The sequence below is a fragment of the Pseudomonas thermotolerans DSM 14292 genome (assembly GCF_000364625.1).
In the GTDB taxonomy this organism is placed as follows: domain Bacteria; phylum Pseudomonadota; class Gammaproteobacteria; order Pseudomonadales; family Pseudomonadaceae; genus Aquipseudomonas; species Aquipseudomonas thermotolerans.
The window spans coordinates 28,503-49,199 of sequence record NZ_KB822608.1; the positions used below are offsets into that span (position 1 = coordinate 28,503).

The 20,697-nt window shown below is 68.1% G+C and carries 18 protein-coding genes; 9 read left to right on the plus strand and 9 right to left on the minus strand.

Going from position 1 to position 20,697, the window contains the following annotated elements; translation table 11 throughout:
- Positions 1 to 3: 3 nt before the first annotated feature.
- From H165_RS0109170 to H165_RS0109205, 8 genes are all read right to left on the minus strand, one after another.
- Complete coding sequence (locus tag H165_RS0109170) at positions 4 to 960, minus strand: dipeptide ABC transporter ATP-binding protein (RefSeq protein ID WP_017938636.1); 957 nt, start codon at positions 958 to 960, stop codon at positions 4 to 6.
- Positions 957 to 1,907 carry an ABC transporter ATP-binding protein gene (locus H165_RS0109175; RefSeq protein ID WP_017938637.1) on the minus strand — a complete coding sequence of 317 codons (951 nt, stop codon included), beginning with the start codon at positions 1,905 to 1,907 and terminating at the stop codon, positions 957 to 959. Before H165_RS0109175 ends, H165_RS0109170 begins: the two co-directional genes overlap by 4 nt.
- Before the next feature lie 56 nt (positions 1,908 to 1,963).
- A complete protein-coding gene (locus H165_RS0109180) occupies positions 1,964 to 2,845 on the minus strand; it encodes an ABC transporter permease subunit (RefSeq protein ID WP_017938638.1) in 882 nt (293 codons plus the stop codon).
- Positions 2,842 to 3,852: an ABC transporter permease subunit gene (locus H165_RS0109185; RefSeq protein ID WP_017938639.1), complete on the minus strand. Its 1,011-nt coding sequence runs from the start codon at positions 3,850 to 3,852 to the stop codon at positions 2,842 to 2,844. The genes H165_RS0109180 and H165_RS0109185 overlap by 4 nt, the downstream gene beginning before the upstream one ends.
- A gap of 4 nt (positions 3,853 to 3,856) precedes the next feature.
- Positions 3,857 to 5,455 carry an ABC transporter substrate-binding protein gene (locus H165_RS0109190; protein WP_017938640.1) on the minus strand — a complete coding sequence of 533 codons (1,599 nt, stop codon included), beginning with the start codon at positions 5,453 to 5,455 and terminating at the stop codon, positions 3,857 to 3,859.
- 142 nt (positions 5,456 to 5,597) lie between these two features.
- Positions 5,598 to 8,657 carry a multidrug efflux RND transporter permease subunit gene (locus tag H165_RS0109195; RefSeq protein WP_017938641.1) on the minus strand — a complete coding sequence of 1,020 codons (3,060 nt, stop codon included), beginning with the start codon at positions 8,655 to 8,657 and terminating at the stop codon, positions 5,598 to 5,600.
- A 68-nt stretch (positions 8,658 to 8,725) separates the two neighbouring features.
- Positions 8,726 to 9,877 carry an efflux RND transporter periplasmic adaptor subunit gene (locus H165_RS0109200; protein WP_017938642.1) on the minus strand — a complete coding sequence of 384 codons (1,152 nt, stop codon included), beginning with the start codon at positions 9,875 to 9,877 and terminating at the stop codon, positions 8,726 to 8,728.
- Between the two features lie 262 nt (positions 9,878 to 10,139).
- Positions 10,140 to 10,898, minus strand: a complete 759-nt coding sequence (locus tag H165_RS0109205) for an SDR family oxidoreductase (RefSeq protein WP_017938643.1) — start codon at positions 10,896 to 10,898, stop codon at positions 10,140 to 10,142.
- Between the two features lie 138 nt (positions 10,899 to 11,036).
- On the opposite strand from H165_RS0109205, the gene H165_RS0109210 reads away from it, so the two are divergent.
- The 6 genes from H165_RS0109210 (at position 11,037) to H165_RS0109235 (ending at position 16,621) form a co-directional block, all read left to right on the plus strand.
- The gene (locus H165_RS0109210) at positions 11,037 to 11,774 is read left to right on the plus strand and encodes a HugZ family pyridoxamine 5'-phosphate oxidase (protein ID WP_017938644.1); all 738 of its coding nucleotides are present in this window, start codon (positions 11,037 to 11,039) and stop codon (positions 11,772 to 11,774) included.
- Between the two features lie 65 nt (positions 11,775 to 11,839).
- Positions 11,840 to 12,292, plus strand: a complete 453-nt coding sequence (locus H165_RS0109215) for an FxsA family protein (protein WP_017938645.1) — start codon at positions 11,840 to 11,842, stop codon at positions 12,290 to 12,292.
- 234 nt (positions 12,293 to 12,526) lie between these two features.
- Entirely contained in the window at positions 12,527 to 12,820 is a 294-nt protein-coding gene (locus H165_RS0109220) for a co-chaperone GroES (RefSeq protein ID WP_017938646.1), read from the plus strand.
- 45 nt (positions 12,821 to 12,865) lie between these two features.
- Positions 12,866 to 14,500, plus strand: coding sequence for a chaperonin GroEL (gene groL, locus H165_RS0109225; protein ID WP_017938647.1), 1,635 nt, complete (start codon positions 12,866 to 12,868; stop codon positions 14,498 to 14,500).
- A gap of 165 nt (positions 14,501 to 14,665) precedes the next feature.
- The gene (locus tag H165_RS0109230; RefSeq protein WP_017938648.1) at positions 14,666 to 15,334 is read left to right on the plus strand and encodes a response regulator transcription factor; all 669 of its coding nucleotides are present in this window, start codon (positions 14,666 to 14,668) and stop codon (positions 15,332 to 15,334) included.
- Positions 15,335 to 15,340: 6 nt separating this feature from the next.
- Complete coding sequence (locus tag H165_RS0109235; protein WP_017938649.1) at positions 15,341 to 16,621, plus strand: sensor histidine kinase; 1,281 nt, start codon at positions 15,341 to 15,343, stop codon at positions 16,619 to 16,621.
- A 215-nt stretch (positions 16,622 to 16,836) separates the two neighbouring features.
- Here H165_RS0109235 and H165_RS0109245 read toward each other — a convergent pair whose 3' ends face one another.
- A complete protein-coding gene (locus tag H165_RS0109245) occupies positions 16,837 to 17,553 on the minus strand; it encodes an SIMPL domain-containing protein (RefSeq protein ID WP_017938651.1) in 717 nt (238 codons plus the stop codon).
- 200 nt (positions 17,554 to 17,753) lie between these two features.
- Here H165_RS0109245 and H165_RS0109250 point away from each other — a divergent pair, with 200 nt between their 5' ends.
- The 3 genes from H165_RS0109250 (at position 17,754) to H165_RS0109260 (ending at position 20,667) form a co-directional block, all read left to right on the plus strand.
- A complete protein-coding gene (locus H165_RS0109250; protein ID WP_017938652.1) occupies positions 17,754 to 19,001 on the plus strand; it encodes a HAMP domain-containing histidine kinase in 1,248 nt (415 codons plus the stop codon).
- Between the two features lie 10 nt (positions 19,002 to 19,011).
- Complete coding sequence (locus tag H165_RS0109255; protein ID WP_017938653.1) at positions 19,012 to 19,575, plus strand: response regulator transcription factor; 564 nt, start codon at positions 19,012 to 19,014, stop codon at positions 19,573 to 19,575.
- 150 nt (positions 19,576 to 19,725) lie between these two features.
- The gene (locus tag H165_RS0109260) at positions 19,726 to 20,667 is read left to right on the plus strand and encodes an AEC family transporter (protein WP_017938654.1); all 942 of its coding nucleotides are present in this window, start codon (positions 19,726 to 19,728) and stop codon (positions 20,665 to 20,667) included.
- Positions 20,668 to 20,697 lie beyond the last annotated feature (30 nt).

The window sequence follows — 20,697 nt, forward strand, 5'->3', positions numbered from 1 at the left end:
GTCCTAACCGAGCAGCTCCGCGTGATGGCAGGCCACCTGGCGGCCGTCAAGCTCGCGCAGCTCCGGACGTTCAGCGCGGCAGCGCTCGGTGGCGTAGGGGCAGCGGGTGTGGAAGGCGCAGCCGGCGGGCGGGTTCAGCGGGTCGGGCAGTTCGCCAACCAGGGGGATGCGCTGGCGCTGCGGGGCCGGGTGCAGGCTCGGGGTGGCGGCCAGCAGCGCCCGGGTGTAGGGGTGCAGCGGGCGGGCGTAGAGGCGCTCGGTGGGGCCGCTCTCCACCGCACGGCCCAGGTACATCACCAGCACCTCATGGGCCAGGTGGCGGACCACCGCCAGGTTGTGGGAGATGAACACGTAGGCGGTGGCGTACTCGGCCTGCAGGTCCTGGAACAGATTGAGCACCTGGGCCTGGATGGACACGTCGAGCGCCGAGGTCGGTTCGTCGGCGACCAGCACCCTAGGACTCGGCATCATCGCCCGGGCGATGGCGATGCGCTGGCGTTGGCCGCCGGAGAACATGTGCGGGTAGCGCCAGGCGTGTTCAGGGCGCAGGCCGACCCGCTCGAGCATGGCCAGCACCCGCTCGCGGCGTTCGGCGCGGCTGAAGCCGGTGAAGTTGCGCAGCGGCTCGGCCAGCTGGTCGAGGATCTTCTGCCGCGGGTTCAGTGAGGCATAGGGGTTCTGGAACACCATCTGCACGTCGCGGCGCAGCTCGCGGCCGTGGACCAGGGCGTCGCGTCCGGCGATCTCCAGGCTGCCGGCGTCGGGCTTCTCGATCAGGGTCAGGGCGCGGGCCAGGGTCGACTTGCCGCAGCCGGACTCGCCGACCACCGCCAGGGTGCGCCCGGCTGCCAGGTCGAAGGACACCCCGTTGAGCGCGCGGACCAGCGCCGGCCTGTGCAGCAGGCCGCGGGACACCGGGTAGTGGCGGGTCAGCTCGCGGGCCCGGAGGACGATGCTCATGGTGCCTCCTGGTTGAGCGGGAAGAAGCAGCGCACCATGCCCAGGCGGCTCGGCGCCAGCGCCGGGCGCTCGGCGCAGCGCGGCTGCGCGTAGGGGCAGCGTGGCGCCAGCAGGCAGCCGGCGGGCCGGTCGAAGCGTCCGGGGACCATCCCCGGCAGGCTGTGCAGGCGCGTCTGCCCGGGCTGCGGGATGGCCGCCAGCAGCGCCTCGCTGTAGGGATGGGCGGGAGCCTCGAAGAGCGCCGGCAGCGTGCCCAGCTCCACCGCCTGGCCGGCGTACATCACGCAGACCCGACGGGCGCTCTCGGCGACCACCGCCAGGTCGTGGCTGATCAGCAGCAGGGCCATGTCCTGCTCGCGCTGCAGGTCGAGCAGCAGGGCCATGATCTGCGCCTGGATGGTCACGTCCAGGGCAGTGGTCGGCTCGTCGGCGATCAGCAGGCGCGGTTCGCCGGCGATGGCCATGGCGATCGCCACGCGCTGCGCCATGCCGCCGGACAGCTGGTGCGGGTAGGCGTCCAGGCGTCGCGCGGCGGCGGGGATCTCCACCCGTTCGAGCAGCTCGGTGGCGCGCCGGCGCGCGGCCTTGCCCCGCAGGCCGAGGTGCTGGCGGAGCACTTCCTCGATCTGGAAGCCCACGGTGTAGCTGGGATTGAGGGCGCTGGACGGGTCCTGGAATACCATGGCGATGTCCTTGCCGACGATCCGGCGCCGGGCGCGTGGCGTCAGGGCCAGCAGGTCCTGCCCAGCGAAGCGCAGGGCGTCGGCGCTGACCCGCCCGGGCGGGTCGATCAGGCCCATCAGCGCCAGCATGCTCACCGACTTGCCGGAGCCGGACTCGCCGACCACCGCCAGCACCTCGCCGGCCTCCAGGGACAGGTCGAGGCCGTCCACCACCGGCGGGCCGCCGAAGCTGACGCTGAGGTTGCGGATCTCCAGCAGGCTCATCGTGGCAGGGCTCCTGGCCGGGCGAGGGTGAAATTCCGGTGCTTCATCTGCCCACCTCAGAGCCCGTTCTTCAGCTTTGGGTCCAGCGCGTCGCGCAGGCCGTCGCCGATCAGGTTGATGGCCAGCACGCTGAGCAGGATGGTCAGGCCGGGCAGGGTGACCACCCACCAGGCGCGTTCGATGTAGTCGCGCGCCGAGGCCAGCATGCTGCCCCATTCCGGAGTCGGCGGCTGCACGCCGAGGCCGAGGAAGCCCAGCGCCGCGGCATCGAGGATGGCCGCCGAGAAGCTCAGACTGGCCTGGATGATCAGCGGCGCCAGGCAGTTGGGCAGCACGCTGACGAACATCAGCCGCGGCAGGCGCGCGCCGGCCAGCCGCGCGGCGGTGACGTAGTCGCGCTCCAGCTCGCCGAGCACCGCGGCGCGGGTCAGGCGCACGTAGGCGGGGAGCGAGACGATGGCGATGGCGATCACCGTGTTGGCCAGCCCGGGGCCGAGGATGGCGACGATCGCCACGGCCAGCAGCAGCGCCGGCAGTGCCAGCATCACGTCCATGGCGCGCATGATCGGCGGTCCCAGGTGGCGTGGCGAGAAGCCGGCGATCAGACCCAGCAGCACCCCGGGGAGCAGAGCGAGGAGCACCGAGGCCAGGCCGATCAGCAGGGACAGGCGGGCGCCGTGGATCAGCCGGGAGAGCAGGTCGCGGCCCAGTTCGTCGGTGCCCAGCGGGAAGCGCCACTGGCCGCCGTCCAGCCAGGCCGGCGGGCTGAGCAGGGCGTCGCGGAACTGCTGGCTGGGGTCGTGGGGCGCCAGCCAGGGGGCGCAGAGCGCGCAGACCAGCACCAGCAGCATGAACGCCAGGCCGCCAAGGGCGCCTTTGTTGCGCCGGAAGGTCTGCCAGAATTCGCCCAGCGGCGAGGGGGAGGACGCGTTCATCATCGGGCGTGCCTGATGCGCGGGTTGACCAGCCCGTAGAGCAGGTCGACGGTGAAGTTGACCAGGATCACCAGTGCGGCGATCAATAGGATGCCGTTCTGCACCACCGGGTAGTCGCGGGCGGCGATGGATTCGATCAGCCACTTGCCGATCCCCGGCCAGGAGAAGATGGTCTCGGTGAGCACCGCGCCGGAGAGCAGGGTGCCGACCTGCAGGCCGAATACCGTGAGCACCGGGATCAGCGCGTTGCGCAGGCCGTGGACGAACACCACCCGGGCCGGTGACAGGCCCTTGGCTCGGGCGGTGCGGATGTAGTCCTCGCGCAGCACTTCGAGCATCGCCGAGCGGGTCATGCGGGCGATCACCGCCAGGGGGATGGTGCCCAGCACTATGGCCGGCAGGATCAGGTGGCGCAGGGCGTCGAGGAAGGCGCCGTCCTCCTCGGAGAGCAGGCTGTCGACAAGCATGAAGCCGGTGTGCGGCTCGATGTCGTAGAGCAGGTCGATGCGCCCGGACACCGGGGTCCAGCCGAGACCCACGGAGACCAGGATCTGCAGCATCAGCCCCCACCAGAAGATCGGCATCGAGTAGCCGGTGAGCGACAGGCCCATGAGCACGCGGTCGAACCAGGAGTCGCGCTTCAGCGCGGCGATCACCCCGGCCAGCACGCCGAGGACGCCGGCCAGCAGCAGGGCGGCGCAGGCCAGCTCCAGGGTGGCGGGGAACAGGGTGGTGAACTCGGCCCAGACGCTCTCCCCGGAACGGAACGACTGGCCGAGGTCGCCGCGCATCAGCTGGCCGAGGTAGGCCAGGTATTGGCGGTGCAGCGGCTGGTCGAGGCCGAGGCGCTGCATGGCCTCGGCATGGGCCTGGGGATCCAGATGCCGTTCGCCCATCATCACCTCCACCGGGTCGCCGGGGATCAGGCGGATCAGCGCGAAGGTCAGCAGGGTGACGCCGAAGAAGGTCGGCAGCAGCAGGCCGAGGCGGCGGAGGAGGAAGGCCAGCATGGGATCAGTCCAGCTCCACGCGGGCGAAGTTGTTGGAACCCAGCGGGCTGAGCTGGAAGCCGCGGACGTTGCTGCGGGTCAGGCCGAACTGCTTGGGATAGGCCAGCGGGATCCACGGCGCCTGGGCGTGGAAGATCGCCAGCGCCTCGCGGTACAGCGCGGCGCGCCGCTCCGGCTCGCTGATCCGGCGGGCCTCGCGGATCAGCTGGTCGAACCTCTCGTGGCACCAGCCGGCCAGGTTCTCTCCGGAGGCCGCCGCGGCGCAGGACAGGTTGGGGGTGAGGAAGTTGTCCGGATCGCCGTTGTCGCCGGCCCAGCCCATGAACACCAGGTCGTGCTCGCCGGCCTTGGCGCGCTTGATCAGTTCGCCCCATTCGTAGACGCGGATCTCCGCGTCGATGCCCACCGCCCGGAGGTCGGCCTGCAGCATCTGCGCGCCGATGCCCGGGTTAGGGTTGGTCGGCCCGCCGCCGGGGCGGGTCCAGATGCTCAGCTTCTGGCCTTCTGGCACGCCGGCCTTGCGCAGCAGGGCGCGGGCGCGCTGGGGATCGTGCGGCCAGGCCTTCAGCTCCGGGTTCTGGCCCCAGAGGGTCGGCGGATAGGGCGCCAGCGCCGGTCTGGCGTTGCCCTCGCCGTACTGGGCGCGCAGGTAGGAGGCCTTGTCGAAGGCTAGGTTGAGCGCCTGGCGCACCCGCACGTCATCGAGCGGCGGATGCCGGGTGTTGATGGCGAGATAGGCGACCAGCAGGGAATCCAGCTCCAGCACCCGGAGGTTCGGATCCTCGCGCAGCCGGGAGATGTCGGTGGGCCGCGGGTAGACGGCGATCTGGCAGTCGCCGGCCTTGATCTTCTGCACCCGAACGTTGGGGTCGGGGGTGATGCTGAAGATCAGCCGCCTGAGCCTGGGTGCGCCGGCCCAGTAGTCGGGGTTGGCGACGAAGCGCACTTGGGCGTCCTTGGCGTAGCGCTGGAACACGAAGGGCCCGGTGCCCACCGGCAGGCTGTTGAGCTGTGCCGGCTTGCCGGCGGCGAGCAGTTGGGCGGCGTACTCGGCGGAGTAGATGGAGGCGAAGCCCATCGCCAGGTTGGCCAGGAAGGGCGCCTCGGGGTGGCGCAGCACGAAGCGCACGCGGTGCTCGTCGAGCCGGTCGATGCGCTCGATCAGCTCGGCCATGCCCATCGCCTCGGCATAGGGGAAGCCGCGCGGCGACAGCCTATGCCAGGGATGCTCGGGGTCGAGCTGGCGCTGGAAGCTCCACAGTACGTCGTCGGCGTTGAACTCACGGCTCAGGGTGAAGCCGGGCACCTGGTGGAAGCGTACCCCGCGGCGCAGGTTGAAGGTGTAGCTGCGGCCATCGGCGCTGATCTCCCAACTCTCCGCCAGGGCCGGAACGATCCGCGTGCTGCCCGGCGCGAACTGCACCAGGCGCTCGTAGACCGTCTCGGCGGTGGCGTCGGCGGTGGTCGCCGCGGTGTACTGGACCAGGTCGAAGCCTTCCGGACTGGCCTCGGTGCAGACCACCAGACTGTCCCGGGCGGCGAGTGCCTGACCGCCGAGCAGCAGGGCAGGGAGCAGGGCGAGCAGGGGCAGGGGGTGCAGCATGGGGTTCCATCCGGAGGTCTCGGGTGACCCATCCTAGGCGGCGAGGGGGTGGTTGGGCAATGCGCCGGATCGCTTGCGGGCCTCTGCGCAGGGCCTTGCGCAGAGGTCGCCCCGGGCCGCCGTGCAGCCCGGGGCGGGTGGTTCAGGCCGGCTGTACCTCGGCCTGCGGCTGCGGCGCCTTCTGGTCCGGACGGGCCAGCAGGGTATAGACGCAGGGCAGCACGAACAGGGTGAACAGGGTGCCGACGCTCATTCCGGTGGCGATCACCAGGCCGATGTCGAAGCGGCTCACCGCGCCGGCGCCGGTGGCGAGGAGCAGCGGCACCATGCCGAACACCATGGCTGCGGTGGTCATCAGCACCGGGCGCAGGCGGATCGCCGCGGCTTCCTCGATGGCCTCGCGCAGCGGGCGACCCTGGCGGCGCAGCTGATTGGCGAACTCGACGATTAGGATGCCGTGCTTGCTGATCAGGCCGATCAGGGTCACCAGACCCACCTGGGTGTAGATGTTCATGCTGGACACGCCGAGGAACAGCGGCACCAGGGCGCCGCACACCGACAGCGGCACGGTGATCAGGATCACCAGCGGATCGCGGAAGCTCTCGAACTGCGCGGCGAGGACCAGGAAGATGATCGCCAGGGCCAGGCCGAAGGTGACGTACAGCGCGCTGCCTTCCTGCACGTACTGGCGCGAGGCGCCGGCGTAGTCGAAGGCGAAGCCGCGCGGCGCTTCCTCGTGGGCGATCCGGGTGACGGTGTCGATGGCCTCGCCCATGCTGACCACCGGGAAGCCCTCGATGATCGCCGAGTTGAGCTGCTGGAACTGCTTGAGGCGGGTCGGCCGGGCGCGGTCGCGGACGCTGATCAGGGTGGCCAGCGGCACCATCTGGCCGCTTTCGCTCTTCACGTAGTAGCTGTTCAGCCAGCCCGGATTGTCGCGGTAGGGCCGCTCCACCTGGGCGATCACCTTGTAGCTGCGGCCGTCGATGGTGAAGCGGTTGATCTCCCCCTCGCCGAGCAGGATCGCCAGGGTCGAGCCCAGGTCCTGCATGGACACGCCCATCTGTGCGGCCTTCTCGCGGTCGATGTCGACCACCACCTCGGGTTTGTCGAAGGCCAGGTCGATGTTCAGGAAGGCGAACTTGCCGGACGCCTCGGCGCGTGCCTTGATGCGTTCGGCCACCTGCAGCAGCGACTCGTAGTCGTTAGGGGTGTTGATCACGAACTGGAACGGCAGGCCCTCGCCGGTACCCGGCAGGGACGGCAGGTTGAAGCCGAAGATCTGCAGGCCGGGGATCTTCCGGTCGAGCTGCGCCTGCACCTCGGGAAGGATCTCCATCTGGCTGCGCTCGCGCTCGCTCCAGGGCTTGAGCAGGAAACCGCCGATGCCCGTCTGCACGCCATCGAAGCCGTTGATCTGGAACGACGAGTAGTATTCGGGGAAGCTCCTGAAGATCTCCAGAAACTGGTTGGTGTAGGCGTTCAGGTAGTCCAGGTTGGTGGGCTGCGGGGCGTTGGCGAAGAGGAACACCACGCCCTGGTCCTCCTCGGGGGCCAGTTCGCTCTGGGTGAAGCTGAGCAGCGCCGGGATCAGCAGGAGGACGATGGCGGCGAAGGTCAGCACCACCGGGCGGGTTTCCAGGGTACCGTGCAGGGCCCGCTGGTAGCGGCGCTTGAGGGCTTCGAAGAGCAGGTCGAGGCGATGCGCCAGGCCCGAGGGGTTCTCCTCGTGGCGCAGCAGCCGCGAGCACATCATCGGCGATAGGGTCAGGGCGACGACGCCGGAGATGATCACCGCGCCGGCCAGGGTCAGGGCGAACTCCTTGAACAGCGCCCCGGTCAGCCCCTCGAGGAAGCCGATGGGGGCATAGACCGCAGCGAGGGTGATGGTCATGGAGATCACCGGTACGGCGATCTCCCGGGCGCCTTCGATGGCTGCGTCGAACGGCGTCTTTCCTTCTTCGATATGGCGGTGGATGTTCTCCACCACCACGATGGCGTCGTCCACCACCAGGCCGATGGCCAGCACCATGGCCAGCAGGGTCAGCAGGTTGATGGAGTAGCCCATCACCTGCATGAAGAACAGCACACCGATCATCGACAGCGGGATGGTCACCACCGGGATCAGCACCGAGCGCAGTGCGCCGAGGAACAGGAAGACCACCACGATGACGATCAGCACCGCCTCGCCGAGGGTCTTGATCACCTCGTCGATGGATTCCTGGATGAACTCGGTGGCGTCGTAGGCGATGGCCACCTTGAGGTTGGGCGGCAGCTGCTGCTCCAGCTCCGGCAGGATGGCGCGCACCTCCTTGATGACGTCCAGCGGGTTGGCGGTCGGCGTGGCCTTGATGGCGATGTACACCGAGGGGATGCCGTCGAAGGAGTCGATGGAGTTGTAGCTTTCCGCCCCCATCTCCACCCGGGCGATGTCGCGCATCAGCACGCGGCGGTCGCCGGCGGTCTTCACCGGGATGGCGCCGAAGGCTTCCGGGGTCTTCAGGTCGGTGCTGGCGTTGATGCTGGTCACCACGTACTGGCCCTTCACCTCGCCGGCGGCGGAGAGGAAGTTGTACTTGCGCACCGCCTCGGCCACGTCGCTGGCGGTCACCCCGTAGGCGGCCATGCGCACCGGGTCCAGCCACAGGCGCATGGCGAACACCTGGTTGCCGAGGATCTGCGCCTCGGCCATCCCCGGCAGGGTGGCCAGCTTGGGCTGGATGACCCGTGCCAGGTAGTCGGTGATCTGCGGGTTGGACAGCTCGTCGCTGTAGAAGCTGATGTACATCAGCGCCGAGGCGTCGGCCGCCTCCTTGGACAGCACAGGATCCTCGGCGTCCTGAGGCAGTTGGTTCTTCACCTCGTTGGCCTTGGCCAGCAGCTCGGTGAACAGCCGGTCGGTGTTGGCGCCGATGCGCGCGTAGATCTGGATCACCGAGACGTTCTGCTGGCTCGACGAGGTCATGTAGTCGATACCCTCGGCGCTGGCCAGGCTCTGTTGCAGCGGCTGGGTGATGTAGCCCTGGATGGTCTCGGCGTTGGCCCCGGGGTAGCTGGTGGTCACCGTGATCAGGGCGTTTTCCATCTGCGGGTACTGGCGGATCACCAGTTTGTTGAAGGCCTGCATGCCGAGCAGCACGATCAGCAGGCTGACCACGGTCGCCAGCACCGGGCGACGGATGAAGGGATCGGTGAAAGCCATGGCGGTTTCCTTGGCGGTCTCTCAGCAATGGCGCGGCCGCTGAGCGGGCGCGCGCCGAGCGGCCGGGGTTAGTTGCCTGCGGGTTGCCTGTCCGGCTCGAGCTTCAGCGTGCGGTCCTCGACGATGGCCACTCGGGCGCCGTTGTCCAGCTTCAACTGGCCGGAAGTGACCACCTGCTCGCCGGGTGCCAGCCCCTTGAGGATCACCACCCAGCCGCCGCGCCGCGGACCGGTCTCGACGAAACGGCGCTGCACCTGCAACTGCGGCTCGTCCTGGTCGTCTTTCTGCACCTCGCCACTGTCGTCCTTGACCGGCTCGATCACGTACACCGAGTTGCCGTACAGGGTGTAGGTGATGGCGGTTTCCGGCACCACCACGCGCCGCGGCGCCTCGGGCAGCAGCACCTCGAGGTTGGCGAACATGCCCGGCAACAGCTTGTCGTCGGGGTTCGGCAGCATGGCGCGGACCTGCACGTTGCGGGTCGCCTCGTCCACCTTCGGGTTGATCGCGCCGATGCGGCCCTCGAACACCTCGCCCGGGTAGGCGGCGACGCTGACCGCCACCTTCTGGCCGACCGACAGCCTGGGTACCGCCTGCTCGGGCAGATGGAAGTCGACGTAGAGGGTCGACAGGTCCTGCAGGGTGGCGATCACCGTGCCGGAGGCCAAGTAGTCACCGACGTCCACCTGGCGGATGCCGATGGTCCCGGAGAAGGGCGCGAGGATGCGCTTCTTGTCCAGCATGGCCTTGAGCTGGGCGACGGTGCCGGTGTTCTTCTGCAGCTGGGCGGCCAGGCGGTCGAAGTCGCTCTTGGAGATCATCTGCCTGCTGACCAGGCTGCGGCCGCGCTCGAACTCCACGCGGGACAGGCTGAGGTCGGCCTCGGCGGCCTCCAGGCTGGCCTGCTCCACCGAACCGTCCATCTGGATCAGCGGCTGGCCCTGGGTGACCTTCTGGCCGGACTGGAACAGCACGTCGCGCACGGTACCGGCGACCTCGACGGTCAGATCGATGCCCTGGGAGGCGGTAAGGGTACCGATGGCCGGCAGGCGTTCTTCCCAGGGGCGTTCCTCGGCGACGGCGGCGGACACGCTGATGGCCGGGCGTGGCGCGGAGAACTGCTGGATCTGCCGGTAGATCGAGAAGCCCTTGTAGCCTGCGAGGATCAGTACCACGAGGAGCACGACCCCCAGCATGACGAGCATGCGGCGAAGCAACATATTCCGGTTCCTTGGCGAGTGATGAGCCTGGGAATAGGCGAAACGGGAACCTTAGTACCAGCTGGGAGGCAAGTCAAAGGCAAAACGGGAGAAAAATCGAACGGCATATTTCCGCGGAAGCCGCGTCGCACGGACCTTCCGGGATGGGAAAACGGTCCTCCGCGAGTGGGGCGACAGGGCTGGGCCGGGGCAGAAAAAACGCCGCTCGGTGCGTGCACCGGCGGCGTTTGGGAGCGGGCAGGGGGCCGTCCTGGGAGCGGCCTTACAGGCGCAGGCCGCCGTCCAGCTCCAGGACGCGGCCGGTGAAGTAGTCGTTCTCCAGAATGTAGGCCACCGAGTGGGCGATCTCCTGCGGCTTGCCGAGGCGGCGCAGCGGGATGCCGGCGGTCATCTTCTCCAGGGCTTCCGGTTTCATGGCGGCGAGTATCTCGGTCTCGATGAAGCCGGGGGCCACGCAGCCGACGCGGATGCCGTAGCGTGCCAGCTCCTTGGCCCAGACCACGGTGTCGGCGGCGACACCGGCCTTGGCCGCGGAGTAGTTGGCCTGGCCCATGTTGCCGGCGCGGGAGATGGAGGAGATGTTGACGATCGCGCCCTGGGTCTTCTGCTCGATCATCTTCGCCGCCACCTCGCGGGTGCAGAGGAACACGCCGGTCAGGTTGACGTCGATCACGGCCTGCCACTGGGCCAGGCTCATCTTGCTCAGCTCGCCGTCCTTGACCTTGATGGTCAGGCCGTCGCGGATGATCCCGGCGTTGTTGACCAGGCCGTGGATGGCGCCGAAGTCCTCGGCGATCTGCGCCACGGTGGCAACCACCTGCTCCTCGTTGGCGACGTTGCAGATGTAGGCACGGGCTTCGCTGCCGGCGGCCTGGCAGAGGCCGACGGTCTCGTCGAGGCGCTCCTGGTTGAGGTCCACCAGGGCCAGTTTGGCGCCCTTGGCGGCCAGGTGCTCGGCCATGGCGCGGCCCAGGCCCTGGCCGCCGCCGGTGATGATGATGACTTTGTCTTGCAGTTGCATGCGCGTGCTCCTCGAAGGGTGGTGATTGCCCCCGCCGGCGCCCGAAATGGGTATGCTGGACGCATGTTCGTTGCTGTCGTCCTGGCCGGCTGTCCGACCGGTCAGGGCTCCGTCGAATTCTCAGCGAGGAGTCATATTGTGAGCGTGAAGGCCGGCAAGCATGCCCGAGAATTGCTGCTCAAGGAATACCATGGCGTGCTCTCCACCCATTCCAAGGCCATGGCGGGCTTTCCCTTCGGCTCCGTGGTGCCCTACTGCCTGGATGCCCGGGGCTGGCCGCTGATCCTCATCAGCCGCATCGCCCAGCACACCCACAACCTGCAACGGGACCCGAAATGCTCGCTGCTGATCGGCGAGCGCGGCGCCGAGGACGTGCAGGCCGCCGGGCGCCTGACCCTGCTCGCCGAGGCCCGCCAGCTCAGCGACGCCGGGGAGATCGCCGCGGCCGCCGAGCGCTACTACCGCTACTTCCCCCAGGCCAGCGACTACCACCGCACCCACGACTTCGACTTCTGGTGCTTGGAGCCGGTGCGCGCCCGCTTCATCGGCGGCTTCGGCGAGATCCACTGGCTGTCGGTCGGCGACCTGCTGCTCGACAATCCCTTCGCCGGCGACACCGAGCGCGGGATGGTCGAGCACATGAACGGTGATCACGCCGAGGCCATCGCCCACTACGCCGCACTGCGCGGCCTGCCCGGGGAGCCGGCGGCGCAGATGGTCGGCATCGACAGCGAGGGCTTCCACCTGCGCATCGGTCGGGTGCTGCACTGGCTCCCTTTCCCAACACCCTGTAACAATCCCGGTGCGGTGCGCCAGGCCCTGGTTTCCCTGGCCCGCGCCTCGGTCTGGCCCGAGGCGGAGGCGCGCGGGGCTTGAATTAATCCCGCCGCGGCGCCACATCTGCCACCGATGGCGGACGTTCCGCCGCAAGGAATCCTTTCATGCGCGTGTTCTTCTTTCTCTTCGTCCTCTTCCCGCTGCTCGAGCTGGCGGTGCTGATCAAGGTCGGCAGCGCCATCGGCGTGCTGCCCACGCTGCTGTTGATCATCGCCACCGCCGTGCTCGGCGGCCTGCTGCTGCGTGTCGCCGGGGTGGCTACCGCCTGGCGGGCCCAGGAGCGCCTGGCGCGCGGCGAGCTGCCGGAACAGGAGATGCTCGAGGGCCTGCTGATCGCCGTGGGCGGCGGCCTGCTGCTGTTGCCGGGCTTCGTCAGCGACCTCATCGGCCTGATCTGCCTGCTGCCGCCGAGTCGCCGCCTGCTGGCCGGCTTGCTGCGCCGCCGCGCTGAGGAGCAGGCATTGCGCCGGCGCGCCTTCGCCGACGACCTGCAGGCGCGTTCCGGGCAGAGCCGGCCGAACCTGATCGAGGGCGAGTACCAGCGTCACGACCGCTGAAGGCCGCTTCCGGCGGTCTCCTCGCTGCCCATGCAGGAAATGCGCAAAGTTTTTTCAGGGCGGCCCTTGAAATTCTTTTTCCTGTCCCAATCTAGGCAGTCACCGCAAGGTCGACGTCAGTCTTCTGCGGCCCGAACCTCCAGCGGGTCGCACCCGGCAGTGCCGGAAAACACTAAAACCGCCGGTGATAAGGTGCCGGTCGTTAAACCACTCATTTGTTAGGAGAGATCGACAATGAAGCTTCGTCCTCTGCATGACCGCGTTGTCATCCGTCGCAGCGAGGAAGAAACCAAGACCGCAGGCGGCATCGTCCTGCCGGGCTCCGCTGCCGAGAAGCCGAATCGTGGCGAAGTGGTCGCCGTCGGCACCGGTCGCGTGCTGGACAACGGCGAAGTGCGTCCGCTGACCGTCAAGGTCGGCGACAAGGTGGTGTTCGGTCCCTACTCGGGCAGCAACACCGTCAAGGTCGACGGCGAAGAACTGCTGGTGATGGGCGAGAACGAAATCCTCGCCGTCATCGAAGAGTGATCAACGCGAATCTCCGTTACTACCCAGAATTGAGGAACAATCGACATGGCTGCTAAAGACGTCAAATTCGGCGATTCCGCTCGCAAGAAAATGCTGGTCGGCGTGAACGTGCTGGCCGACGCGGTCAAAGCAACCCTCGGCCCGAAAGGCCGCAACGTGGTTCTGGACAAGAGCTTCGGCGCCCCGACCATCACCAAGGATGGCGTGTCCGTGGCCAAGGAAATCGAACTGAAGGACAAGTTCGAGAACATGGGTGCCCAACTGGTCAAGGATGTGGCCTCCAAGGCCAACGACGCCGCCGGTGATGGTACCACCACCGCTACCGTGCTGGCCCAGGCCATCGTCAACGAAGGCCTGAAGGCGGTTGCCGCCGGCATGAACCCGATGGATCTGAAGCGCGGCATCGACAAGGCCACCAGCGCCATCGTCGCCCAGCTGAAGGAACTGGCCAAGCCCTGCGCCGACTCCAAGGCCATCGCTCAGGTCGGCACCATCTCCGCCAACGCTGACGAGTCCATCGGCAACATCATCGCCGAGGCCATGGAGAAGGTCGGCAAGGAAGGTGTGATCACCGTCGAGGAAGGTTCCGGCCTGGAGAACGAACTGTCTGTCGTGGAAGGCATGCAGTTCGACCGCGGCTACCTGTCCCCCTACTTCATCAACAAGCCGGACACCATGGTCGCCGAGCTGGAGAACCCGTCGATCCTGCTGGTCGACAAGAAGATCTCCAACATCCGCGAGCTGCTGCCGGTGCTGGAAGCCGTCGCCAAGGCCGGCCGTCCGCTGCTGATCGTCGCCGAGGACGTGGAAGGCGAAGCCCTGGCCACCCTGGTGGTCAACAACATGCGCGGCATCGTCAAGGTCGCTGCCGTCAAGGCTCCGGGCTTCGGCGACCGTCGCAAGGCCATGCTGCAGGACATCGCCATCCTCACCGGCGGTACCGTGATCTCCGAAGAAGTCGGCCTGAACCTGGAAGGTGCCACCCTGGAGCATCTGGGTAACGCCAAGCGCGTGGTGCTGAGCAAGGAAAACACCACCATCATCGACGGCGCCGGCGCCCAGGCCGACATCGAGGCCCGCGTCAAGCAGATCCGTGCGCAGATCGAGGAAACCACCTCCGACTACGACCGCGAGAAGCTGCAGGAACGTCTGGCCAAGCTGGCCGGCGGCGTGGCCGTGATCAAGGTCGGTGCGGCTACCGAAGTGGAGATGAAGGAGAAGAAGGCCCGCGTCGAAGACGCCCTGCACGCCACCCGTGCGGCTGTCGAGGAAGGCGTGGTGCCCGGCGGTGGTGTGGCCCTGGTTCGCGCGCTGCAGGCCATCGCCGACCTGAAGGGCGACAACGAAGACCAGAACGTCGGTATCGCCCTGCTGCGTCGTGCCGTCGAAGCTCCGCTGCGTCAGATCGTGGCCAACGCCGGTGACGAGCCGAGCGTGGTGCTCGACAAGGTCAAGCAGGGTTCCGGCAACTTCGGTTACAACGCTGCGACCGGCGAGTACGGCGACATGATCGAAATGGGTATCCTGGACCCGGCCAAGGTCACCCGTTCCGCCCTGCAGGCCGCGGCTTCCATCGGTGGTCTGATGATCACCACCGAAGCCATGGTGGCCGACGCTCCGGAAGACAAGCCCGCTGCTCCGGCCATGCCGGACATGGGCGGCATGGGCGGCATGATGTAAGCCGACCGGCTTCCCGCGCCGTACCGAAAAGCCCCGCCTCGTGCGGGGCTTTTTCTTTGTCCGTGGGAAACCCGGAGGTGAATAATTCGTCAAAGCCCGGCGGTCGGCCACCGGCATCGGTTATCGTCTGGCAGATCGGGTTCACGCCCACGAGGTGACTTGGCAATGCGCATCCTGCTGGTTGAAGACAACCGCGACATCCTGGCCAACATGGCCGACTACCTGGAGATCAAGGGCTACAGCGTCGACTGCGCCCAGGACGGCCTGGCCGGCCTGCGCCTGGCGAGCAGCGAGCACTACGACCTGATCGTGCTGGACATCATGCTCCCCGGCCTGGACGGCTACACCCTGTGCAGACGCCTGCGCGAGGAGGTACGGCGCGACACCCCGGTGATCATGCTCACCGCCCGCGACCAGTTGGACGACCGCCTGGAGGGCTTCCGCTCCGGCGCCGACGACTACCTGATCAAGCCCTTCGCCCTCTCCGAGCTGGCCGCGCGCATCGAGGCAGTGCTGCGGCGCAGCCAGGGCGGCGGGCGCCGGCGCCTGCAGGTGGCGGACCTCGACTACGACCTGGACACCCTGGAGGTGACCCGCGCCGGCAGGCCGCTCAAGCTCAACCCTGTGGGTCTCAAGCTGCTTGCCGTGCTGATGCAGAAGAGTCCTCACGTGCTGCGTCGCGAGGTGCTCGAGGAGGCGCTGTGGGGCGACGACTGCCCGGACAGCGACAGCCTGCGCAGCCACATCCACCAACTGCGCCAGGTGATCGACAAGCCCTTCGACAAGCCGCTGCTGCACACCGTGCACGGCGTCGGCTACCGCCTTGCGGAGTGACGGCGGATGGAGTTTCGCCAGAACCTTTCGCAGCGTATCGTCATCGCCTTCGTGCTGATGAGCACCCTGGTGGCCGGCACCTTCGCCATGGGCATCGTCAAGACCGTGCACTTCGTCGAGGAGCGCCTGCTCTCCGCCGAGCTGGGCGGCGACCTCGACCGTCTGCTGAAGATGGAGAGCATGGACGACTGGCGCCTGCGCCCGGAGCCGGAGCAGCTCTTTCACTTCTCCGGCGGCTACGGCGACTTCGCCCTGCCGGACGACCTCAAGGACCTGGAGCCAGGCTTCCACGAGGTGTTCCGTGACGACCAGGCTTTTCACGCGTTTGTGCGCATCGTCGACGGCCGTCGCTACGTGTTGCTGCAGGACCAGAACGAATACGAGAAGCGCGAGCAGATTCTCTTCGCGGTGGTTTGGGGCGGTTTCCTGTTCAGCATCGCCCTGGCCCTGCTGCTCGGCCGGCTGCTCGCCCGCAAGGTGATCGAGCCGGTGGTGCGTCTGTCTCGCCAGGTACGCCACCCGGACCAACTGCTGCCCCTGGCGCCGCCGCTGGCGCCGGACTACGCCGCCGACGAGGTAGGCCAGCTGGCGGCGGCCTTCGACGCCACCCTCGGCCTGCTGCGCCAGGCCCTGAACCGCGAGCGGATGTTCACCAGCGACGTCAGCCACGAGTTGCGCACTCCGCTGATGGTGCTGGCCAGCTCCAGCGAGCTGCTCCTCGAGAACCCCCTGCTGGAGCCTCGGGCGCGCAAGCAGGTGCTGCGCATCGCCCGTGCCACCCAGGAGATGCGCGAGCTGGTGCAGACCTTCCTGACCCTGGCGCGCGCCGAGCAGGGCCAGGGCGTGCAGCCGGAGGTGGAGGTTCGCAGTATCGCCGACGAACTGGTCGAGCAGTGGCGCGAACCCATCGAGAGCAAGGGGCTGATCCTGGAATACCGACCCGAGGCGCAGCTGTGTGGGCCCTTCAATCCGACCCTGCTACGCACCGTGATGGGCAACCTGCTGCGCAACGCCTGGCACTATACCGAGCAGGGCCACGTGCGCCTGCTGCTGCAGGAGGACGGTTTCGTGGTCGAGGACAGCGGGGTGGGGATCCCCGAGCATGAGCGCGAGGCGATGTTCCAGCCCTTCGTGCGCGGCGGCAAGCAGCGTGGCGACGGCCTGGGGCTCGGCCTGTCGCTGGTACAGCGGATCTGCGCGGCGCAAGGCTGGATGGTGCAGCTCTCCGCGGTCGAGCCGAGCGGCTGCCGCTTCCGCGTCGTGTTGCGTCCGGGCGCAGCCGGCTGAGCCGGCCGCTCGTCGCAAAAGCCTCCGGAAGGCTCGGGCTGAACTAGTTTGGCCTCATGCCCTCTTGCGGCCTCATCAATGAGTTATGGCATGAGGCTAGAAATCGCCCGAGGTTTGTTCCTCGTCGGAGCGTTGGGTATCGCCTCCCTGGCAGCGGACATCTGGCACGAGCCCGGCCACAGCGCTGACTCGTTGTAAACCGCCAGGGACGGCCCTCAGGGCATCTGCACCTCGATGATCCCGTCGGCATTCACCGTGACCTCGCTGCTGCCGCCCTCGATCTGCAGGGCCTCGCCCTTGGCCATCGACATGCCCACCGGCGCGGCGTCCATGCGCTGTACGGGCAGGGGCTGGAAGCCGCCGCTGTTGAGGCTCAGGCTGACCAGTCTGTAGCCGGTGCCGCCGAGGGCCTCGGTGGCCAGCTGGGCACGTTCGCGGAAGGCGGCTACGGCGTCCTTGAGCAGGCGGTCTTCGCTCTGCTTGCGGGTGGGATTGGAGATGGAGAAGTTCATGCCGCCCATCTTCAGCTCGCCGAGCAGGTCGGCGGTGAGCTGGGAGAGCGCGGCGAAGTCCTGGCTCTCCAGGCGCAGTTCGGCGCGCTCGCGCCAGGCGGTGATCTGCTGGCCGTCCTTGTCGTACACCGGGTAGCTGTGTCGGCTGCCGAGCTGCACGGTGACCTTCTGTACCTGGCGGGCCTTCTTCAGGGCGGCATTCAGCGCGGCGGTGGTCTGTGCCGCGAGCTGTGCCGGGTCGCTTTGCTGGGCCTCGTGGTAGAGGGTGACGTGCATCAGGTCGTGGGCCACGTCCTGGCTGACTTCGGCACGCAGGGCCACCTGGTTGTAGCGGGGCGCCTCATCGGCGTGCAGCGGCAGACTGGCGAAGCTGGCGGTACAGAGGGCGAGGGCGGCGGCGATGCGGTTGCGCAGGTGCATGGAAAACTCCTTTTCTGGCGGGATTGCCCGAGCTTAGACGAAGCCATGTGACTCTTCGGGTCAACCGATGTTCCCCGTTCGTCCGCCGCACCCGGTGCGCGGAGTAGACGATTTCGGGAATTTTGCCTGCGGTGCTTTGCCGCAGCGGGGCGGTTCCTGGACGGACGGTTGGTTATACTCGGGCGAACCTAGGAGACCCTATGCTCGAACCTGCGCAACTGTTGTCCGCCAGCAACCAGAACCTCTGGCGGTTGACGCTGATCCGCATTCTGGTCCTCGCCGCCCAGGCCGGCTCGGTGGGTTTCGCCTACCTGTCCGGGCTGCTGCCGCTGCCCTGGCTGCCGCTATCCATCACCCTGGCGGTGTCGGCGATCCTCTGCGTGCTTACCGCCCTGCGCCTGCGCGGGCCGTGGCCGGTCACCGAGCTGGAGTACGCATCCCAGCTGGCCTGCGACCTGATCATCCACAGCGTGCTGCTGTACTACTCGGGCGGCTCCACCAACCCCTTCGTGTCCTACTACCTGGTGCCGCTGACCATCGCCGCGGCGACCCTGCCCGGGGTCTACACCCTGCTGCTCGCCGGCCTGGCGCTGGCTGCCTACACCCTGCTGCTGGCCTGGTACCATCCCTTCGAGTTGATGCTCATCGAGCGCGAGAAGCTGCTGATCTACGGCATGTGGCTGAGCTTCGCCCTGGCCGCCGGGCTGATCACCTTCTTCGTCGCGCGCATGGCAGAGGAACTGCGCCGCCAGGAGGAGGCCCGGGCGCGGCGCCGTGAGGAGGACCTGCGCGACCAACAACTGCTCGCCGTAGCCACCCAGGCCGCCGGTGCCGCCCACGAGCTGGGCACCCCGCTGGCGACCATGAGCGTGCTGATCAAGGAGCTGCGCCGCGAGCACGCCGATCCGCTGCTGCAGGAGGACCTGGCGCTGCTCCAGGAGCAGGTGCAGCTGTGCAAGGACAGTCTGCAGCAGCTGGTGCGCGCCGCCGAGGCCGACCGCCTGCAGGCGACGGTGGAGCAGAGCGCGGTGAGCTGGCTGGAAAGCACCCTGAACCGCTGGCACCTGATGCGCCCCGAGGCCACCTACCGCTACCAGTGCCTGGGCAGTGGCGCGGTGCCGCGCCTGGCCACTCCGGCGGACCTCACCCAGGCATTGCTCAACCTGCTCAACAACGCCGCCGATGCCTGCCCGGACAACCTCGACATCCGGCTCGACTGGGATGATCAGGCGCTGCTGTTGCGCATCCGCGACCACGGCGTCGGCGTGCCCCTGGCGATCGCCGAGCAGCTCGGCAAGCCGTTCATCACCACCAAGGGCGGCAAGGGCTTCGGCCTCGGCCTGTTCCTCAGCCAGGCCAGCGTGACGCGGGCCGGCGGGTCGGTGAAGTTGTACAACCACGAAGAGGGTGGCACGCTCACCGAGCTGCGTCTGCCCCGTCTGCCTTGAGGAAATACGCATGAGCGACGAAAGCAACCTGCACGAAGGCGAAGAGCAGCCCCATCTGCTGCTGGTCGACGACGACCCTACCTTCACCCGGGTGATGGCGCGGGCGATGACCAGCCGCGGCCTGCGCGTGTCGATCGCCAGTTCCGCCGAGGAGGGGCTGGCGCTCGCCGAGCAGGACGTGCCCGACTACGCGGTGCTCGACCTGAAGATGGAGGGCGACTCCGGCCTGGTCCTGCTGCCCAAGCTGCTGGCCCTGGACCCGGAGATGCGCGTGGTGATCCTCACCGGCTACTCGAGCATTGCCACCGCCGTGGAAGCCATCAAGCGCGGCGCCGCCAACTACCTGTGCAAGCCTGCCGACGCCGATGACGTGCTGACCGCTCTGGTCTCCGAGCACGTGGACATCGAGAAGCTGGTGCCGGAAAACCCCATGTCGGTGGATCGCCTGCAGTGGGAGCACATCCAGCGCGTGCTCGCCGAGCACAACGGCAACATCTCCGCCACCGCACGGGCTCTGGGCATGCACAGGCGTACCCTGCAGCGCAAGCTGCAGAAGCGTCCGGTGCGCCGCTGAGCTTCCAGCCCGGACTCCCCGGGCGATCCCCGCTGAACCGCCGGGCGTGCCGTCCCGGCGGCGCCAGCCTCCGCTCTTGAGCGGCCGTGACGCTGCGGGCTCGGGCCGGCCTGCTATCATCGGCGGCTTCCATCCTCGTAGTGCCCAGCCATGCTTGCCCTCATTTCCGAGATCCTCGCCATCACCGCGCCGGTGTTCGCCATGCTGTGCCTCGGCATGCTGCTGCGTCATCTGAGGCAGATCGACGCCGCCTTCATAGGCACCGCCTCGGCCCTGGTGTTCAACGTCAGCATGCCGGTGATGCTGTTCCTCGCCATCCTCCATGCCGACCTGCGCACCTCCCTGCAGCCGGCGCTGCTCGGCTACTTCGTGCTGGCCACGCTGGCCGGCTTCCTGCTCGCCTGGGGCTGGGCGATCCTCCGCGTGCCGCGCGCCGACCGCGGGGTTTACGTGCAGGGCGCGTTCCGTGGCAACAACGGGATCATCGGCCTGGCCCTGGCGGCCAGTCTGTACGGCGACTACGGCCTGTCCCTGGGCGGGGTGCTGGGCGGGGTGATGATCGTCACCTACAACAGCCTGGCGGTGCTGATCCTCGAGTACTACAACCCGGCCGGCAGGGTGGGGCTCTGGAGCCTGCTCGGGGGCATCCTGCGCAACCCGCTGATCCTTGGCGTGCTGGCGGCCTTTCCGTTCGCCTACTGGCAGATCTGCCTGCCGGCCTGGCTGACCACCTCGGGCGAGTACCTGGCGCAACTGACCCTGCCGCTGGCGCTGATCTGCATCGGCGGCAGCCTGTCGCTAGCCTCGCTGCGCGCCAGCAGCGGCCTGACGCTCAGCGCCAGCCTGATGAAACTGGTCTGGCTGCCGCTGCTCGGCACCCTCGGCGCCTTCGCCTGCGGCTTCCGCGGCGCCGAGCTGGGCATCCTGTTCCTCTATTTCGCCAGCCCCACCGCGGCGGCCAGCTTCGTGATGGCCAGGGCGGCCGGCGCCAATGCCGAGCTGGCGGCGGCGATCATCGTGCTGACCACCCTGGGCGCGGCGCTGACCACCAACCTTGGCCTCTTCGTCCTGCAGTGGGGCGGCTGGATCTAGCCCGTGCGGCAAAGTGTCCCGGCGAGGTGC

Bases quoted from the DNA above. Each gene is read 5' to 3' on its own strand.
- H165_RS0109180 (WP_017938638.1), bottom strand. From the start codon at position 2,845: ATGATGAACGCGTCCTCCCCCTCGCCGCTGGGCGAATTCTGGCAGACC.
- H165_RS0109235 (WP_017938649.1), top strand. From the start codon at position 15,341: ATGGAGTTTCGCCAGAACCTTTCGCAGCGTATCGTCATCGCCTTCGTG.
- H165_RS0109200 (WP_017938642.1), bottom strand. From the start codon at position 9,877: ATGTTGCTTCGCCGCATGCTCGTCATGCTGGGGGTCGTGCTCCTCGTG.
- H165_RS0109245 (WP_017938651.1), bottom strand. From the start codon at position 17,553: ATGCACCTGCGCAACCGCATCGCCGCCGCCCTCGCCCTCTGTACCGCC.
- H165_RS0109205 (WP_017938643.1), bottom strand. From the start codon at position 10,898: ATGCAACTGCAAGACAAAGTCATCATCATCACCGGCGGCGGCCAGGGC.
- H165_RS0109175 (WP_017938637.1), bottom strand. From the start codon at position 1,907: ATGAGCCTGCTGGAGATCCGCAACCTCAGCGTCAGCTTCGGCGGCCCG.
- H165_RS0109195 (WP_017938641.1), bottom strand. From the start codon at position 8,657: ATGGCTTTCACCGATCCCTTCATCCGTCGCCCGGTGCTGGCGACCGTG.
- H165_RS0109170 (WP_017938636.1), bottom strand. From the start codon at position 960: ATGAGCATCGTCCTCCGGGCCCGCGAGCTGACCCGCCACTACCCGGTG.
- H165_RS0109260 (WP_017938654.1), top strand. From the start codon at position 19,726: ATGCTTGCCCTCATTTCCGAGATCCTCGCCATCACCGCGCCGGTGTTC.
- groL (WP_017938647.1), top strand. From the start codon at position 12,866: ATGGCTGCTAAAGACGTCAAATTCGGCGATTCCGCTCGCAAGAAAATG.
- H165_RS0109185 (WP_017938639.1), bottom strand. From the start codon at position 3,852: ATGCTGGCCTTCCTCCTCCGCCGCCTCGGCCTGCTGCTGCCGACCTTC.
- H165_RS0109220 (WP_017938646.1), top strand. From the start codon at position 12,527: ATGAAGCTTCGTCCTCTGCATGACCGCGTTGTCATCCGTCGCAGCGAG.
- H165_RS0109215 (WP_017938645.1), top strand. From the start codon at position 11,840: ATGCGCGTGTTCTTCTTTCTCTTCGTCCTCTTCCCGCTGCTCGAGCTG.
- H165_RS0109190 (WP_017938640.1), bottom strand. From the start codon at position 5,455: ATGCTGCACCCCCTGCCCCTGCTCGCCCTGCTCCCTGCCCTGCTGCTC.
- H165_RS0109250 (WP_017938652.1), top strand. From the start codon at position 17,754: ATGCTCGAACCTGCGCAACTGTTGTCCGCCAGCAACCAGAACCTCTGG.
- H165_RS0109230 (WP_017938648.1), top strand. From the start codon at position 14,666: ATGCGCATCCTGCTGGTTGAAGACAACCGCGACATCCTGGCCAACATG.
- H165_RS0109255 (WP_017938653.1), top strand. From the start codon at position 19,012: ATGAGCGACGAAAGCAACCTGCACGAAGGCGAAGAGCAGCCCCATCTG.